18 protein-coding genes are annotated in these 14,254 nt (G+C 68.5%); 4 read left to right on the top strand and 14 right to left on the bottom strand.

What is annotated here, in order from left to right; all coding sequences use genetic code 11:
* Positions 1 to 20: 20 nt before the first annotated feature.
* From MRBLMI13_RS17165 to MRBLMI13_RS17140, 6 genes are all read right to left on the bottom strand, one after another.
* Positions 21 to 656, bottom strand: a complete 636-nt coding sequence (locus MRBLMI13_RS17165) for a DUF1684 domain-containing protein (RefSeq protein ID WP_042540026.1) — start codon at positions 654 to 656, stop codon at positions 21 to 23.
* Between the two features lie 61 nt (positions 657 to 717).
* The gene (locus MRBLMI13_RS17160) at positions 718 to 1,293 is read right to left on the bottom strand and encodes an NADPH-dependent FMN reductase (protein WP_042540025.1); all 576 of its coding nucleotides are present in this window, start codon (positions 1,291 to 1,293) and stop codon (positions 718 to 720) included.
* Positions 1,294 to 1,386: 93 nt separating this feature from the next.
* Positions 1,387 to 1,920 carry a MarR family winged helix-turn-helix transcriptional regulator gene (locus MRBLMI13_RS17155; protein ID WP_367824142.1) on the bottom strand — a complete coding sequence of 178 codons (534 nt, stop codon included), beginning with the start codon at positions 1,918 to 1,920 and terminating at the stop codon, positions 1,387 to 1,389.
* 74 nt (positions 1,921 to 1,994) lie between these two features.
* Positions 1,995 to 2,450 (bottom strand): MarR family winged helix-turn-helix transcriptional regulator, encoded by a 456-nt coding sequence (locus MRBLMI13_RS17150; protein WP_042540021.1) that lies wholly within the window; start codon positions 2,448 to 2,450, stop codon positions 1,995 to 1,997.
* Position 2,451: 1 nt separating this feature from the next.
* Positions 2,452 to 4,170: an MDR family MFS transporter gene (locus MRBLMI13_RS17145; protein WP_367824139.1), complete on the bottom strand. Its 1,719-nt coding sequence runs from the start codon at positions 4,168 to 4,170 to the stop codon at positions 2,452 to 2,454.
* Positions 4,171 to 4,277: 107 nt separating this feature from the next.
* Positions 4,278 to 5,168 carry a helix-turn-helix transcriptional regulator gene (locus MRBLMI13_RS17140; protein ID WP_367824137.1) on the bottom strand — a complete coding sequence of 297 codons (891 nt, stop codon included), beginning with the start codon at positions 5,166 to 5,168 and terminating at the stop codon, positions 4,278 to 4,280.
* A 102-nt stretch (positions 5,169 to 5,270) separates the two neighbouring features.
* On the opposite strand from MRBLMI13_RS17140, the gene MRBLMI13_RS17135 reads away from it, so the two are divergent.
* Together MRBLMI13_RS17135 and MRBLMI13_RS17130 are read left to right on the top strand one after the other, a co-directional pair.
* On the top strand, positions 5,271 to 6,515 hold the full coding sequence (locus MRBLMI13_RS17135; protein WP_367824135.1) for a multidrug effflux MFS transporter: 1,245 nt from the start codon (positions 5,271 to 5,273) through the stop codon (positions 6,513 to 6,515).
* Between the two features lie 41 nt (positions 6,516 to 6,556).
* The gene (locus MRBLMI13_RS17130) at positions 6,557 to 7,582 is read left to right on the top strand and encodes a zinc-dependent alcohol dehydrogenase family protein (protein WP_367824214.1); all 1,026 of its coding nucleotides are present in this window, start codon (positions 6,557 to 6,559) and stop codon (positions 7,580 to 7,582) included.
* A gap of 63 nt (positions 7,583 to 7,645) precedes the next feature.
* On the opposite strand, the gene MRBLMI13_RS17125 is transcribed toward MRBLMI13_RS17130, so the two are convergent.
* The 4 genes from MRBLMI13_RS17125 to MRBLMI13_RS17110 form a co-directional block, all read right to left on the bottom strand.
* Positions 7,646 to 7,999, bottom strand: a complete 354-nt coding sequence (locus tag MRBLMI13_RS17125) for a hypothetical protein (protein WP_367824133.1) — start codon at positions 7,997 to 7,999, stop codon at positions 7,646 to 7,648.
* Positions 8,000 to 8,091: 92 nt separating this feature from the next.
* Positions 8,092 to 8,904, bottom strand: a complete 813-nt coding sequence (locus tag MRBLMI13_RS17120) for a DUF1206 domain-containing protein (protein WP_367824131.1) — start codon at positions 8,902 to 8,904, stop codon at positions 8,092 to 8,094.
* The gene (locus tag MRBLMI13_RS17115) at positions 8,901 to 9,575 is read right to left on the bottom strand and encodes a phosphatase PAP2 family protein (protein ID WP_079113489.1); all 675 of its coding nucleotides are present in this window, start codon (positions 9,573 to 9,575) and stop codon (positions 8,901 to 8,903) included. The genes MRBLMI13_RS17120 and MRBLMI13_RS17115 overlap by 4 nt, the downstream gene beginning before the upstream one ends.
* Positions 9,576 to 9,582: 7 nt before the next feature.
* Complete coding sequence (locus MRBLMI13_RS17110) at positions 9,583 to 9,843, bottom strand: DUF6458 family protein (protein ID WP_042540012.1); 261 nt, start codon at positions 9,841 to 9,843, stop codon at positions 9,583 to 9,585.
* A 116-nt stretch (positions 9,844 to 9,959) separates the two neighbouring features.
* Here MRBLMI13_RS17110 and MRBLMI13_RS17105 point away from each other — a divergent pair, with 116 nt between their 5' ends.
* The gene (locus MRBLMI13_RS17105) at positions 9,960 to 10,622 is read left to right on the top strand and encodes an ArsR family transcriptional regulator (protein WP_367825065.1); all 663 of its coding nucleotides are present in this window, start codon (positions 9,960 to 9,962) and stop codon (positions 10,620 to 10,622) included.
* Positions 10,623 to 10,640: 18 nt separating this feature from the next.
* On the top strand, positions 10,641 to 11,357 hold the full coding sequence (locus tag MRBLMI13_RS17100) for a TetR/AcrR family transcriptional regulator (protein ID WP_309691232.1): 717 nt from the start codon (positions 10,641 to 10,643) through the stop codon (positions 11,355 to 11,357).
* Positions 11,358 to 11,368: 11 nt separating this feature from the next.
* On the opposite strand, the gene MRBLMI13_RS17095 is transcribed toward MRBLMI13_RS17100, so the two are convergent.
* The 4 genes from MRBLMI13_RS17095 to MRBLMI13_RS17080 form a co-directional block, all read right to left on the bottom strand.
* Positions 11,369 to 12,421, bottom strand: coding sequence for a YihY/virulence factor BrkB family protein (locus MRBLMI13_RS17095; RefSeq protein ID WP_367824127.1), 1,053 nt, complete (start codon positions 12,419 to 12,421; stop codon positions 11,369 to 11,371).
* 63 nt (positions 12,422 to 12,484) lie between these two features.
* A complete protein-coding gene (locus MRBLMI13_RS17090; protein ID WP_309691237.1) occupies positions 12,485 to 13,048 on the bottom strand; it encodes a DUF3618 domain-containing protein in 564 nt (187 codons plus the stop codon).
* A complete protein-coding gene (locus MRBLMI13_RS17085) occupies positions 13,045 to 13,458 on the bottom strand; it encodes a phage holin family protein (protein ID WP_367824125.1) in 414 nt (137 codons plus the stop codon). The genes MRBLMI13_RS17090 and MRBLMI13_RS17085 overlap by 4 nt, the downstream gene beginning before the upstream one ends.
* A complete protein-coding gene (locus tag MRBLMI13_RS17080) occupies positions 13,436 to 14,155 on the bottom strand; it encodes a hypothetical protein (RefSeq protein WP_367824123.1) in 720 nt (239 codons plus the stop codon). The genes MRBLMI13_RS17085 and MRBLMI13_RS17080 overlap by 23 nt, the downstream gene beginning before the upstream one ends.
* Positions 14,156 to 14,254: the final 99 nt, after the last annotated feature.

Genomic DNA, 14,254 nt, shown 5'->3' with positions numbered 1-14,254 from the left:
GCGATATGCAGGCCGGATGCTCAGCCTGCTGCGCCGCCGTACATCTCGCCCACGGGGACCGCCACCGGCAGCACATTGCCCGGCTGCGCGAGCGGGCACGCCCAGGCGGGGTCGTACGCACAGGACGGGTTGTAGGCGAAGTTGAAGTCGAGCACGATGGTGCCGCGCTCGGCATCCGATCCGAGGTCCGCACCCTTGATCGTGTCGATCAGGTAGCGGCCTCCCCCGTACGTGCCGCCCGGACGACCGGCGAGCGCGTCGCGCACCGGGACGAAGATCCCACCGCCGTAGGTCGTCAGCCGCCAGACGTCGAGCGATCCGGTGTCGGGGATCTCCACCCTGCCGATGCGCTCGAACGGCACCACGCCGTCGGTGCCGGTCGCGAAGTCGAAGCCGCCGGGCTCCGCGGGCAGGATGGGCAGCTCGAAGCGCCACTGCGGGTCGTAGGAGGCGATCGGCAGCCCCTCGAAGAGCGGCCGGTCGTCAGCCAGCAGCGGGGTGGCCGCGTGATGCAGCATCAGGTCGTCGCGCTCGATGCGCCACAGCTCGTGCGCCTCTTCGGCGGAGTCCGCGCGTCGCACCGCGTCGTAGAGGGCGAAGACCCGACGCCTCCAGTCGACGACCTCGGCGGCGGTGCGGGCTTTCGTGAGCGTCATGTCCTCCAGGCTACGCGGATGCGGTGGCGCAGCGGCCGCGACGACCTGCGAGGCGGCCGATTCACGAATCCGTGTCGCGCGGCAGCACGGTGAGTACGCGCTCGATGTGGTCGCGGAACTCGACGAGGTAGTCGCGGAGGAACTTCGCCGTGCCCTCGTTCGTGACCGTGCCGTCATCCGAGAAGGTGTCGGGCGAGAACTGGATGTAGGCCTCGGGGGCGGTCATCTGGCGGGCGTTGCAGAAGCTGAGCACGCCGCGCAGGCTCTGCTGGGCGACGGCCGTGCCGATCGCACCGACCGATGCTCCGATGACGGCGGCCGGGATGTGATCGAACGAGTTCTGACCCCACGGTCGCGAGGCCCAGTCGATCGCGTTCTTGAGTCCCCCGGGGATCGAACGGTTGTACTCGGGTGTGACGAAGAGCACGGCATCCGCCGAAGCGATCGACTCCTTGAGATCCACCGCCACAGCGGGGTAGTCGGCGTCGTAGTCCTGACTGTAGAGAGGGAGGTCTCTGATCGGGATCTCGAAGAACTCGAGATCGGATGGAGCGAGCCTGATCAGCGCCGTCGCGAGGATGCGGTTGATCGAGGTGGACGAGAGGCTTCCGACGAAGTATCCGACCCTGTACGCCATGACTGTTCCTCATTCCTGTAGCCGTGGGATCAGTCTCGTCCTGGCTCGTCGCCGAGTCCAGCCCTTGCGCGACGAGAACGCCGCCGACCTCGGTCAGTCGCCGAACGCGGCGAGCAGTTCCGCGAAGTGATCGAGGTCTTCGGCCGACCAGCGGCGCAGCCGCTCGCCGAGGCGCTCCTCGTAGCGCGAGCGGGCCAGAGCGACCCGCTCCTGCGCCAGCTCGGTCGCGACGAGCACCCGCGCCCGGCGATCGTCGGGATCGGGGACGCTCTCGACCAGCCCGAGCTGCTCGAGCTGCCGCACGTGACGGCTGACGGCCGACTTGTCGGTCTGCAGACGCTCGATGATCGCCCCGGCCGAGGTCGCCTTGCCGGTCGCGATCGAGGTCAGCACCTGATATCCGAGGGGCTGCAGGTCGGGGTGCACGGTCTGCGCCGCTTCGCGCCAGCTCACCCGGATGCGGGCGAACAGCCTTCCCAGCTCGTGCTCGACCCTCGAGATCGCCTGGTCGAGCTCGGCCGGATCGAGGGCGGCCGGATCGAGGGCGGCCGGATCGAGGGGCTCGGCACCTGCGGAGTCTGCGGCGGGCGCGCCCTCTCGGGCGGGTTCGTCGGGCGAGGCACTCATGGTCGCCAGCTTACGGCGAAGCCCCGCCGTCTCAGAGACGGCGGGGCTTCGATCGAGGTGGATGCTCGGGGCGGTCAGACCTCGGCAAGCAGACGGAAGACCTTGGACGCTGCCTGGATCTCGTCCTGCGTGAGCTCGGCCACGATCGTCCGCAGACGCGACGCGTGATCTCTGCGCAGTTCTGCGAGCACGGTGCAGGCGGCCGGTGTCGGCGTCAGAACCCGCAGCCGGCCGTCCCGCTCGTCCGGCCGGGACTCGATCAGCCCCAGCTCCTCGAGCATGCGCACCTGGCGGCTGATGACCGACTTGTCCATCTCGAAGCGCTCGGCCAGCTCGTGCGCATTCGCCGACTCGGCCCGTTCGATGAAGGTCAGCAGCTTGTAGCCGCCCACCTGCAGCTCGGGGTCGATGCGCGCAGCCGACTCCTTCCAGAGCGTCCTGGTCCTCGCGAAGATCAGGTTCAGATGCGTCTGCAGGTCGCCGAGCGCGGTGTCGACGTCGGCGGGCTCGACCGCCACGGGGGTCGCCATGTCAGCGCCTCGGCTCCTGGTCGTCTCGTTCGAGCACCGTCACAGAGCCGGTGGTCGGTGACGCGGAGTCGACGCCCGAGAGTCGGATCGTCCCGGTCGACATCGTGGCGCCGACCTCTGCCTCCGAGACCTCGAGAACCGATTCCTCGGCCTGCTCGCGCAGCTGCTCGGCGGCGTTCTTCGTCGAGAGCGGCTTGTTCTTGATGAACGCGATCGCGATGATGGCGATCAGCGCCAGCGGGATGGCGATGATGAACGCGTCGGCGATGCCGTGGCCGTAGGCTCCCTCGACGATCGTGCGGATCGTGTCAGGAAGCTGCGTGACCTTCGGCACGTCACCCGAAGCGAGGTGCTTCAGGGCGTCGACCTCGTCCGGCGTCGTCGGCGTGAAGCCGTCGAGCGCATCGGTGATGTAGTTCGCGACGCTCGTCGAGAGGGTCGCGCCCATGACCGTCACCCCGATGGTGCCGGCGATCGTGCGGAAGAAGTTGACGTTCGACGAGGCGGCGCCCAGCTGCTGCGGAGCCGTGTCGTTCTGCACGATGAGGGTGAGGTTCTGCATGACCATGCCGAGGCCCGCGCCGAGCACGAACATGTAGACGGCGACCAGCGGGAACGGGGTGTCGTAGCGCAGCGTCGACATCAGGCTGACGCCGACCGTGGTGAGGATGGAGCCCGTGAGCATCCAGCCCTTCCACTTGCCGAACCGGCTGACGAGCTGGCCGATGATGATCGACGCACCCATCTGGCCGATGATCATCGGGATCGTCATGAGGCCCGATTCGGTCGGTGTGGCGCCGCGCGCGAGCTGGAAGTACTGGGCGAGGAACACCGAGGTCGCGAACATCGAGACGCCGATGGCGATGGAGGCGATGACCGACAGCGTGAAGGTGCGGTTGCGGAACAGCGACATCGGCACGATCGGTTCCTTGACGAAGAACTCGACGGTGATGAAGCCGGCGATCGCGACGGCGGCGATGACGGCGAGCGTGATGCTGGTTGACGAGTCCCAATCGAACTCGCTGCCGCCCATCGAGACCCAGATGAGCAGGGTCGAGACGCCGACGGCGAGCAGGACGATGCCGAAGTAGTCGATCGAGACCTTGCGGTCACGCTGTGGCTTGGGCAGGTGCAGCGTGAACTGCAGCAGCACGAGGGCGAGGATCGCGAAGGGAACGCCGACGAAGAAGTTGGAGCGCCAGCCCCACACGTCGGTGAGGAGTCCGCCGAGCAACGGGCCGCCGATGGTGCCGAGCGCCATGATGCCGCCGACCACGCCCATGTACTTGCCACGCTCGCGCGGCGAGATGATGAGGGCGACCGCGATCATCACGAGCGACATCAGACCACCCACGCCGATGCCCTGGATCACGCGCACGGCGATGAGCATGTTCGTGTCGGTCGAGAAGCCGGCGATCACGGTGCCGACGGTGAAGATGATGAGAGACAGCTGCACGAGGATCTTGCGATCGACGAGGTCGGCGAGCTTGCCCCAGATGGGCGTCGAGACGGCGGTCGCCAGCAGGCTGGCCGTGATGACCCAGGTGTACTGCGACTGGGTGCCGCCGAGGTCGGCGATGATGACGGGCATCGAGGTCGACACCACGGTGCCCGAGAGCACGGCGACGAACATTCCGACGACGAGGCCGGAGATCGCGGTGAAGACCTCGCGAGGCGAACGCGTCGCCTCGGCTGAAGAGGTGGGAGTGATGTTGGTCACAGTGGAGAGCTCCTGCGTAGAAAGTTGATAAGAGTCAACTATACGCCTATTGGTTGCGAAAGTGCAACTGTAGACCGGGAGCAACCATCTCTGAGTGGGGCGGAGCGTCAGCCTCGGCTCGTGTCGTTCGCGGGTTCGGCGCTGCGCTGCTTCATCGACCACGAGGCGAGCAGCGCGAGGCGCTCAGCGGATGGCGAGCCCGGTTCAGCCGTGTAGACCAGCAGCACGTTGCCGGGTTCGGCGGTGATCGCGAGCTCTTCGTACGCCAATGTCAGCTCGCCCACGAGCGGATGCCGGAACCGCTTCGTGCCGGCGCCGTGGATGCGCACGTCGTGGGCGGCCCACAGTCGCCGGAACGTCTCGCTTTGGGTCGACAGCTCGCCGACGAGATCCTGCAGCCCCTTGTCGTGCGGGTCGCGCCCCGCCTCGGCGCGCATGATCGCGACGCACATCTCAGCGAAGAGATCCCAATCCGGATAGAAGTCGCGCGCCGCCGGGTCGAGGAACTGGAAGCGAGCGAGATTCGGCGTCCGCCCGCCGTCGCCGATCACCGGCGAGTAGAACGCGCGGGCGAGATCGTTCGTGGCGACCAGGTTCTGGCGGGGGTCCCGGACGAACGCGATCGCGTCGGTGATCGACGACAGCGCCCACTGCAGGCTGGGTCGTGCAACCCCGGGCTTCGCCGACCGGCGACGCGAGCGACCGCTCGACGGGATGCCGTCGGCCGCGCGGGCGAGGTCGAGCAGATGCGCGCGCTCGGCGTCGTCCAGCCGGAGGGCTGACGCGAGCGCGTCGAGCACCGCGGCGGAGGCGCCGGCGATCGCGCCGCGCTCGAGCTTCGCGTAGTACTCGACGCTGACTCCGGCGAGCGCTGCAGCCTCACTGCGCCGCAGGCCGGCGACACGTCGGTTCCCGCCGGCCGGGATGCCGACCGACTCGGGCGCGACACGCGCGCGGCGGGTCATCAGGAACTCGCGGACCTCGGATCTGTTGTCCATGCTCAGGACGCTACCCCCGACCGCGCTCCGCAGGGAGGCTCTCGCAGTACACCCCTCGACAGGGACTCCCTCAGAGCGCCCGACAGGCGCAGAGTGGACGGCATGACATCCGCAGCCCGCCCCTCCGCCGACAGGGTGCTTCCTGCCCTGCTGCTTCTGCTGACCGTGTTCGGACCGATCTCGATGGACCTCTATCTGCCCGCCCTTCCGGCTCTCACGGCGGAGCTGGGCGCCGCCACATCCGTCGCGCAGCTCACCGTGACCGCCTGCCTCATCGGTCTCGCGGCCGGTCAGCTCATCGCCGGGCCGGCGTCGGATCGGTACGGACGCCGCGGCATCCTGCTCATCGGCATCGTGGCGTACATCGTCACGTCGACGCTGTGCGCCATCAGTCCGACCGTCGAGCTGCTGATCGCCGCCCGGTTCGTCCAAGGACTCGCCGGCGGCGTCGGCATCGTGATCGCACAGGCGGCCGGCCGTGACGTGTTCTCCGGCCGAGAGCTGATCCGCTTCTACGCGCGGCTCACCGTCGTCGGCGGCTTCGCGGCGGTCGTCGGCCCGCTGCTCGGGGGCCTCCTCAACACGATCATCGACTGGCGGGGACTCTTCGTCTTCCTCGCGGTCATCGGCACCGCCATCCTGATCGCCGCGCTGGCACGGTTCAGGGAGACGCTGCCGATCGAGGCACGGACGACGGGCGGCCTGACCCGCACCCTGAGCGACTATCGGACGCTCCTCCGAGACCGCGTCTTCGTCGGCGCCGTCCTGAACCAGGGGCTGATGTACGCCGCGCTCTTCGCCTACCTGTCCGGCGCGACGTTCGTGCTGCAGGACGTCTACGGCCTGTCGCCCCTCGGATACGCCCTCGCCTTCGGCGCGAACTCGGCAGGATTCATGGTCTTCGGTCACCTGGCCGGCCGCTTCTCCGAACGAGGTCACGTGCACGCGGTGCTCGCCGCGGGTGTCGCGGTCGCGACCGCCGGCGCCATCGGCCTGCTCGCCGCCGGACTCGTGCCGATGCCGCTGTGGGTCGTGCTCGCGTCGCTGTTCGCCCTCGCCGCGGGCGTCTCCATCTCGTCTCCCCCGGCCACGACCCTCGCTCTGATCGGATACCCGCAGATCGCCGGCACCGCCTCGTCGCTTCTCGGAATGGTGCGGTTCGGCTTCGGGGGCATCGCCGCCCCGCTCGTCGGCGTCGCCGGCGCCTTGAGCATCCTGCCGCTCGGCGTGGTCACCGTCACCACGACCGCGCTCGCGGCCGTCGCCCTGGTGCTGATCGGCACCGCACAGGGGCGAGCGGCACGGCACTCCCCGCCCACGACCTCATCCACCGCCCTCACTCACTGAAGGAGAACATCATGAACACAGACACCGTCAGCACACGCACCATGCGCGCCGTCGTCATGCACGCCCCCGGAGACGTCCGCGTCGAGGAGGTCCCCCGCGCCGCCGTCGTAGAGCCGACGGATGCGGTCATCCGCGTCACCGCCGCCTGCATCTGCGGCTCGGACCTCTGGCCCTACCGCGGCATCGAGCCGGTGGATCACCCCACACCGATGGGGCACGAGTACATCGGCGTGGTCGAGGAGATCGGCGACGAGGTCCGCGACATCAAGGTCGGCGACTTCGTCGTGGGGTCGTTCGTCGCCTCGGACAACACGTGCGAGATCTGCCAGGCCGGCTTCCAGTCGCGCTGCATCCACCAGGTCATGATGGGCGGGGTCGGCACGCAGTCCGACTACGCCCGCATCCCCCTCGCCGACGGCACCCTCGTCGCGGTCGAGGGCGACCCGACACCCGCGCAGACCCGCAGCCTGCTGGCGGCATCCGACGTTCTCGGCACGGGCTGGTTCGCCGCTGTCGCCGCCGAGGCGGGGCCAGGCAAGACCGTCGCGGTGGTCGGCGACGGAGCCGTCGGCCTGCTCGCCATCCTCGCCGCCAGGCAGCTCGGAGCGGAGCGCATCATCGCCATGTCACGTCATGCCGACCGTCAGGCGCTCGCGACGAAGTTCGGGGCCACCGACATCGTCGAGGAGCGCGGCGACGCCGGCGTCGCGAAGATCAAGGAGCTCACCGGCGGGTACGGCGCGCACTCGACGATCGAGGCCGTCGGCACGCAGGAGTCGATGATGCAGGCGATCCACGCCACACGCCCGGGCGGACACGTCGGCTACGTCGGCGTGAGCCATGGCGTCGAGCTCGACGGACTCGACCTCTTCTTCTCGACCGTCAGCCTTCTGGGCGGACCGGCTCCCGTGCGCCGGTTCCTCCCCGAGCTGATCGACCTCATCATGACCGATCAGATCGACCCGGGCATCGTGTTCGACCTGACGCTTCCGATCGAGCGGGCCGCCGAGGGATACAAGGCGATGGACGAGCGTCGCGCCACGAAGGTGCTGCTCACCACTGACTGAACCTCATGGATGACGCGGGAGGGCGCACACCGCGTCCTCCCGCGGGCGCGGGAGCAGTCGGGTTCAGTGCGCGAGAGAGCTGGAGTTGTCGAGGTCGAGATCCACGTCGACGTGCCAGTCGGGCTCGGAGTCGTCATCGACGTCCGGGGAGTCGGGATAGAGGCGGTGCGCCTGCAGCCTCGCCGCGTGCTCGGTGAAGTCCGGCTCGTCGTCGTCGAACTCGTGCGGTCCGACCAGCAGGTCGTTGCCGACGCCGATGACGAGATCGGCGCAGTCCTCGCGGCCGCCGACGAGGATGGGGATCTCGACCGCGTCGGCTTCCCCCTCCTTCGCGACTGCTGCGGCGAGGGTCACGAGGGAATCTGCCACGTCATCGGTGGTCACCAGCTGCTGGCCTGCATACGAGACGATCTTCATCGCTCCATCCTCGCCGAGCTCGCGAATCCGTGGTTCGGGGTTGCGCCGCCCGTCGCGGTTCGATAGGCGCTCCGGAGCCGGATCGGCCCGGCTCACATGCGGGCGTAGCGCGCCCGGGCGAAGCAGAACAGGCCGTAGAGGGCGAGACCTGCGCCGACCACCCACAGGATGACAGCGCCGAAGGGCAACCCGGCCAGAGCACGCAGCGCCGAGTCCAGGCCGCCCGCGGTCTCGGGGTCGTGGGTGAGCGCCGCGATGACGAAGAGCACGCCGGCGACGCCGACCGCGATGCCCTTGGCGACGTAGCCGGCCACTCCGAACGCGGTGATTCCCGAACGGGCCTTCGCCGATGGCACGGAGAGATGCTCCATGAACGCGCGGGTGATTCCGCGCACGATGAAGGCGATCCCGACCGCTGCCACCCCGAGCCCGACCAGCACGAGCAGCACGACACCGGCCGGCGCCGCCAGCAGCCTCGCACTGAACGACTGCGAAGACTCGGACGACTGCGACTGCCCGCCGAGCGCATAGATCAGAGCCGTCGCGCCGATCGCCAGGTAGGCGACGGCTGTGCCCACGAACTTCGCCCGGTGCGCCCACATCTTCTTCGTATCGGGATCGCGCTCGACGACGGCCTCGGCGATCTGCCAGATCGCCAGTGCGAACAGGCCGAGCACGATCAGCCAGAGCAGGAACACGCCGGCAGGCGACTCCTGGATCTGCTGCAGGGCACCGCCCTGATCCGCGTTCTCGCCGCCGCCGCCGGTGGCGATCGAGATCGCGATCCCGCTGATGAGGATGTGCAGGATGCCGAGCACGACGTACCCGACGCGGGCGAGGACGCGGAAGGCGGTGGAGTCTTGAGCGGCCCTCGCGGTGGAGGCGGCCGAGTCGCGAGTGTTCATGGGTTCACGGGGCTTTCGATCGGTTCTTCGGAGATGTCTGACGTGCTGCGGGACCGCGCGAGGCGGCGCGCGCGCGTCGCTTCCACGCAGGCCCAGACGAACGTGGCGACGGCGACGCCCTCGAGCATTCCGGCGACCACATCGCTGAGCCAGTGGGCGTGGAGGTAGGTGCGGCTCCACATCATGAGCGCGATCCACGCGACACCGACGACCCAGACCCACCGGCGTCGGAGCACGAGTCCGAGGATCACCACCACGGTCGTGGCGACGGCGGTGTGCCCGGACGGGAAGGAGGTCGCGACACTCTCTGCGAGCGAGTCGACCGGGCGCGTGCGGCCGATCACCGCGGCCATGGTCGCCCCGATGGCGACCACGGTGACCATCGCGATCGCCAGCGTCGCCGCATCCCACCGCCGTCCGCGCCAGAGGAGAGCCGCGATCAGCAGCGCTCCGACCACCATCATGCCGATCGTGCCGCCGACGACGGCGGGCACCCAGGCGACGACGAGCCAGGCGTCGCTGCTCAGCGCGACCATGAGGTCGTGCCACCAGATGTCGACCGCGAGCGGCTCGTGACCGCCGAGGGCCACCACGGCGCGCAGCACGACGAACGCGAGGGTCGCTGCGGCACCGACGACGATCGCGCCGGTGCCGCGCTGCGCCACGGTCATGCCGAGATCAGGCGAGGGGCTCGTTGTCGCGGATGCTGCGGCGGGTCACACGCTCGCCGGTCGCGGGGTCGACGGCCGTGCGGTCGACGGTCTCGGTGCGCCGACTGCGCATCACGAGAATGAGGCTGATCAGGAAGACGACGACTCCTGCACCCATGAGGATGTAGCCGATCAGGTCGAGATCGACATAGCCGCCGGTGTCGATGTTGAGTGCGAAGACGAGGATCGCTCCGATGACGAAGAGCGCGATGCCGCTTCCGATACCCATATGTCCATTCCTCTCCGAGGCCGCGTTCGCGGACTCGCGACGCCCAGAATAGGGTCAACGCAGATTGAGTCAATGGGCATGGACACACCCTGCGTCTCGTGGTAGGGATGGGAATGATGATCGATCTCGAACGCCGCGCCGGCATCTTCGCCGCACTCGCCGATCAGACGCGCCTGCGCATCGTCGACCTGCTCACGCTCGGAGATCTGTCGTCCTCCGAGATCGGGACGGCTCTCGACCTGCGATCGAACCTCATCGCGCACCACCTGGGAGTGCTCGAGTCGGCCCAGATCATCGCGCGCACGCGCTCGGAGTTCGACAGACGGCGCAGCTACATCGGACTGCGCCCCGAGGTCTTCACCACTCTCGCGCCCCCCAGCGTCGCCCCGCCTCGCCGTGTGCTGTTCGTCTGCACCGCGAACTCCGCGCGGTCGCAGCTCGCCGAGGCGATCTGGCGCGATACGAGTCCGGTGGCCGTCGCCTCGGCAGGAACCCGACCTGCCGAGATGGTGAATCCCGAGGCCACCGCGGCGGCCGCTCGGCACGGGCTCGTCATCGACGGCGACCATCCACCCCGCCACCTCGACGACGTGCTCGCCGAGGGCGACCTCGTGATCACGGTGTGCGACGACGCCCACGAGCGTCTCGGCCAGCGCGACGACCTGCACTGGTCGATCCGCGACCCTGCCCGCATCGGCACGCCGGCCGCCTTCGACGCCACCTTCGATGCGCTCGTGCAGCGCATAGGCGCCTTCTCGTCTCGCCTCGTCGCCGCCTGAGCCGAGTACCGTGGGGGCATGCCGAAACGAACTCAGCCGAAGCATGCTCGCCCCGCGCCTGCGGGCCTGAGCCGAGAGCTGATCATCGGCACCGCTCTGGCGCAGATCGACACCATCGGCCCACAGGCTCTGTCGATGCGATCACTGGCGCAGCAGCTCGGTGTCGAGGCGATGTCGCTCTACCGGTACGTCAATGGCCGCGAAGATCTGCTCGAGGGCGTCGTCGCCCGGCTCATGGGCAACCTGAACGCGAACCTCGATCCGACCCTCACCGAGCACTGGCAGGGTTTTCTTCAGGCCGTCGCGCATGAGGTCCGCAGCATCGCGATCGCCCACCCGAGAGCGTTCCCGCTCGTGGCCACGCGTCACCCCGCGGCACCATGGCTGCGACCACCCCTGCGGAGCGTCGAGGTGGTCGACACCTTCCTGAGCGCGCTGATCGGCTACGGATTCACGGACGAGCAGGCCGTCGACGCGTATCGCTCGTTCACCAGCCTGCTCCTGGGACACCTGCTTCTGGAGTCCGCCGTGCGCGGCGCCGACACCGGGCCCGCATCCGAGCCACTGGACGAGGGCGGAGCGGACATCCCCGAGCATGACGGGCAGAAGGATCTGGCGAATGCGCCCGAGGTCGTGCGTCTCCGTCCGCTGCTGAGTGAGGAGCGAAGCGACGAGGAGTTCGACATCTCGCTCGAAGCCCTCCTCGATCGCCTGAATCTCCGGCTCACGCAGTAGGGCCGCCCGGATCAGTCGTCCGCGCCGGACTCCGTGCGGATCCTCCGCCCCTCGTCGATGTCCTTCTGCTCCTTCTCGGCCGCCTTGTCGCTCTTGCGCGTGTCGCGAGGAGGCAGCTGGATGTCCTTCTCGGCCGCGATCCCGGCCTGCAGCTGGCGCCCGCGCTCGAGCTCGGCGTCGAACTCGGCTCCGAACAGCAGCGCGAGGTTGGCGATCCACAGCCAGAGCAGGAAGACGATGATCCCGGCGAGAGAGCCGTAGGTGCGGTCGTAGTTGGAGAAGTTCGCGACGTAGAACCCGAAGCCGAGGGTGGCCAGGCCCAGGACGATGATCGCCAGGAGAGCGCCGATGCTGATCCAGCGGAACTTCGGCTGCTTGGCGTTCGGGGTGGCGTAGTAGAGGATAGCGACGATCAGCACGACGAGCAGGGCGAGCACCGGCCACTTGGCGATGGACCAGATCGTCTTCGGCACGTCGCCGAGGCCCAGCGCGTCTCCCACCGCATCGGTGACGGGGCCTGAGACGACGAGGATCACCGCGGCGACCACGAGGAGCACGATCGTGATGATCGTGACGAGCACTTGGGTCGGCTTGAGCTTCCAGAACGGCCGACCCTCTTCGATCTCGTAGATGCGGTTCATGGCACGGCTGAACGCCGCGACATACCCGGAGGCAGACCAGATCGCCAACAGGATGCCGGTCACCAGAGCGAATCCGGCGGCCGGGGAACCCGCGATCTGCTCGATCGGCCCGCGGATCGCGTCTGCCGTGTCACCGGGAGCGACCTGTTCGACGATCTCGAGCACCGCGTCGCTGGCGGCCTGCCCCTGCCCGAACACGCCGAGGAGTGAGAAGACCGCGATGAGGCCGGGGAAGATCGAGAGCACCGCGAAGTACGTCAGTGCTGCGGCGATGTCCGTGCACTGATCGGAGGAGAACTCGCGGATCGTCTTCTGCAGCACGTACTTCCACGAGCGCTTGTGCAGATCGTCGGGAGAGTCGGGCTTGCCGCCCGCCTCGGGGTCGAGGTTCTTGCGGTCGCCGGTCTTCGAGGGAGCGGTCATCACGGGGTCCTTCGTCGAGAGGACGGACCCGTCGGTCGACGGGCCCGTCCTGGAGCGGGTGGGTCAGCTGCCCGCGAGGTTCTCGCGGGAGTGCTGCGCCTGATCCTTCACTTCGCCGACAGCGATCTGGGCCTCGTCCTTGACGGCCGAGACCGAGTCCTGTGCCGACTCCTGCACCGATGCGACCGACGCCTTGACGGGCTCCTTGAGGTGCTCGCCGACCTCCTTCGCCGCATCCGTGACCTCGTCGACCAGCGGCTGCGCCTGATCCTTGACGTCGGCGGCGAGGTCCTTCTCCTTCGACGACGCGGGGAACAACGACGCGAGCAGGAGGCCGGCGCCGAAGGCGATGAGGCCGACCGCCATCGGGTTGCCCTCGGCCTTGGCGACCGCGCGGTCCTTCATGTCTCCCATGTGCGACCCGGCACCGGTGATCGAAGAGCCGGCGTCGTCTGCGGCACCCATCACGCGCTCGCGGACGGATCCGAAGGCCCCGCGCACGCGGTCCATCTGACGGTCGACGATCTTCGAGGGCGAGACCTTGTCGGCGAGGGCGTCGACATCCAGTCCCAGGTCTTCACGGGTGCGCTCGATGTCGGCGCGGATGGCATCGGGTGAATCGCTCATCGGTTCTCCTCATTCCTTCTCAACGTTTCGGGTATCTCTTTCAGGGTGTCGACCGTCTGTGGCGCTCCCTCGACCTGCGAGAACTGGCCACGGCCGACGACGAACAGGATCGCGGCGATGATCGCCCAGATCACTGCGACGACGACGCCTGACCAGCCGCCGCCGATGAGGGTGCCCAGCGCCCACCAGAGGGCGACGGACAGGAAGAACACGACCATCAGCGCGCCGTAGCCGGCAGCACCCATGAGCCCTGCCCCCTTGGCGGACTTCGCAGCCGAGTCCTTCAGCTCCGCCTTGGCGAGCGTGACCTCCTGACGCATGAGCGTCGAGATGTCACGAGTCACCTCGCCGAGCAGGTCGCCGAGCGAGGTCGACGCGGCTTTGGCTTCAGAGGGCGTGGGGTCGGTCATGACCGGCCTCTCCGAGGATGTCCGGTCGCTCGGACGCAGTCTGCGAGTAGAGCGGGGTCGCCCCGGGCACGTCTGCGGTTGCACCGACCGGGACCGGGACCGACGGATCCGGATGCACCTGTGTGGGCGCGGGCGCGGGCACAGACGTGGCGGCCGCGGCGGCATCCTTGTCGTCTGAGGCGTTCGCGGCGAGGGCTCGAGTGAGCCTTCCCGCGATGACGCCGACGACGGCGGCCGCCAGGATGAACGTTCCGGGCTTGCGTCGGGCGTATCCCTTGACCTCGGCCAGGACCGAGCTCGGGTCGCGGTCGCCCAGCCACGTCGACACGGCCGAGATGCGGCCTGAGACCTGCTGGACGAGGTCGCTCGCGACCCCGGTGCCCGAGGAGTTCGAAGCCATCGCCCCGAGTTCGTCGCCGACCGAGCGGAGTCCGCCGGCGAGACGCTGCTGCTGGGTGTTGGCCTGTTCCTTCAGCTCGCGCTGCGTCTGCGCGTAGAGGTCTTTGGCCTGGGTCTTCGCCTCGCCGATGACGTGTGCGGCTTCATCCTTGGCCGTGCCCAGAACGTCCTGCGCCTGGGCCGAAGCGGTGTTCTTCAGGTCAGCGGCTTCATGCTTCGCAGCATCCACCGTGCCTGACGAATTCGGGGAGTTCACGTCCGAGCCTCGAGGGCTCGTCGTCTCGTAGCTGTCCGACATTGGGGCTCCTTTTCACGGACCGATCGGATGGATCGGTTCGCCCTGTCTAAACCCTCCCCCGCCATCTCGCCGCGTCCCTTGCGCGCATCAGACTTACGG

Source organism: Microbacterium sp. LMI13-1-1.1, assembly GCF_040815625.1.
In the GTDB taxonomy this organism is placed as follows: Bacteria; Actinomycetota; Actinomycetes; order Actinomycetales; family Microbacteriaceae; genus Microbacterium; species Microbacterium forte.
This window is presented reverse-complemented; position numbering and strand designations above follow the sequence as displayed.

Excerpts from the sequence above, each read along its gene's own strand:
- MRBLMI13_RS17165 (WP_042540026.1), bottom strand. The coding sequence starts at position 656 with ATGACGCTCACGAAAGCCCGCACCGCCGCCGAGGTCGTCGACTGGAGG.
- MRBLMI13_RS17160 (WP_042540025.1), bottom strand. The coding sequence starts at position 1,293 with ATGGCGTACAGGGTCGGATACTTCGTCGGAAGCCTCTCGTCCACCTCG.
- MRBLMI13_RS17155 (WP_367824142.1), bottom strand. The coding sequence starts at position 1,920 with ATGAGTGCCTCGCCCGACGAACCCGCCCGAGAGGGCGCGCCCGCCGCA.
- MRBLMI13_RS17150 (WP_042540021.1), bottom strand. The coding sequence starts at position 2,450 with ATGGCGACCCCCGTGGCGGTCGAGCCCGCCGACGTCGACACCGCGCTC.
- MRBLMI13_RS17140 (WP_367824137.1), bottom strand. The coding sequence starts at position 5,168 with ATGGACAACAGATCCGAGGTCCGCGAGTTCCTGATGACCCGCCGCGCG.
- MRBLMI13_RS17135 (WP_367824135.1), top strand. The coding sequence starts at position 5,271 with ATGACATCCGCAGCCCGCCCCTCCGCCGACAGGGTGCTTCCTGCCCTG.
- MRBLMI13_RS17130 (WP_367824214.1), top strand. The coding sequence starts at position 6,557 with ATGCGCGCCGTCGTCATGCACGCCCCCGGAGACGTCCGCGTCGAGGAG.
- MRBLMI13_RS17125 (WP_367824133.1), bottom strand. The coding sequence starts at position 7,999 with ATGAAGATCGTCTCGTATGCAGGCCAGCAGCTGGTGACCACCGATGAC.
- MRBLMI13_RS17120 (WP_367824131.1), bottom strand. The coding sequence starts at position 8,904 with ATGAACACTCGCGACTCGGCCGCCTCCACCGCGAGGGCCGCTCAAGAC.
- MRBLMI13_RS17115 (WP_079113489.1), bottom strand. The coding sequence starts at position 9,575 with ATGACCGTGGCGCAGCGCGGCACCGGCGCGATCGTCGTCGGTGCCGCA.
- MRBLMI13_RS17110 (WP_042540012.1), bottom strand. The coding sequence starts at position 9,843 with ATGGGTATCGGAAGCGGCATCGCGCTCTTCGTCATCGGAGCGATCCTC.
- MRBLMI13_RS17105 (WP_367825065.1), top strand. The coding sequence starts at position 9,960 with ATGATCGATCTCGAACGCCGCGCCGGCATCTTCGCCGCACTCGCCGAT.
- MRBLMI13_RS17100 (WP_309691232.1), top strand. The coding sequence starts at position 10,641 with ATGCCGAAACGAACTCAGCCGAAGCATGCTCGCCCCGCGCCTGCGGGC.
- MRBLMI13_RS17095 (WP_367824127.1), bottom strand. The coding sequence starts at position 12,421 with ATGACCGCTCCCTCGAAGACCGGCGACCGCAAGAACCTCGACCCCGAG.
- MRBLMI13_RS17090 (WP_309691237.1), bottom strand. The coding sequence starts at position 13,048 with ATGAGCGATTCACCCGATGCCATCCGCGCCGACATCGAGCGCACCCGT.
- MRBLMI13_RS17085 (WP_367824125.1), bottom strand. The coding sequence starts at position 13,458 with ATGACCGACCCCACGCCCTCTGAAGCCAAAGCCGCGTCGACCTCGCTC.
- MRBLMI13_RS17080 (WP_367824123.1), bottom strand. The coding sequence starts at position 14,155 with ATGTCGGACAGCTACGAGACGACGAGCCCTCGAGGCTCGGACGTGAAC.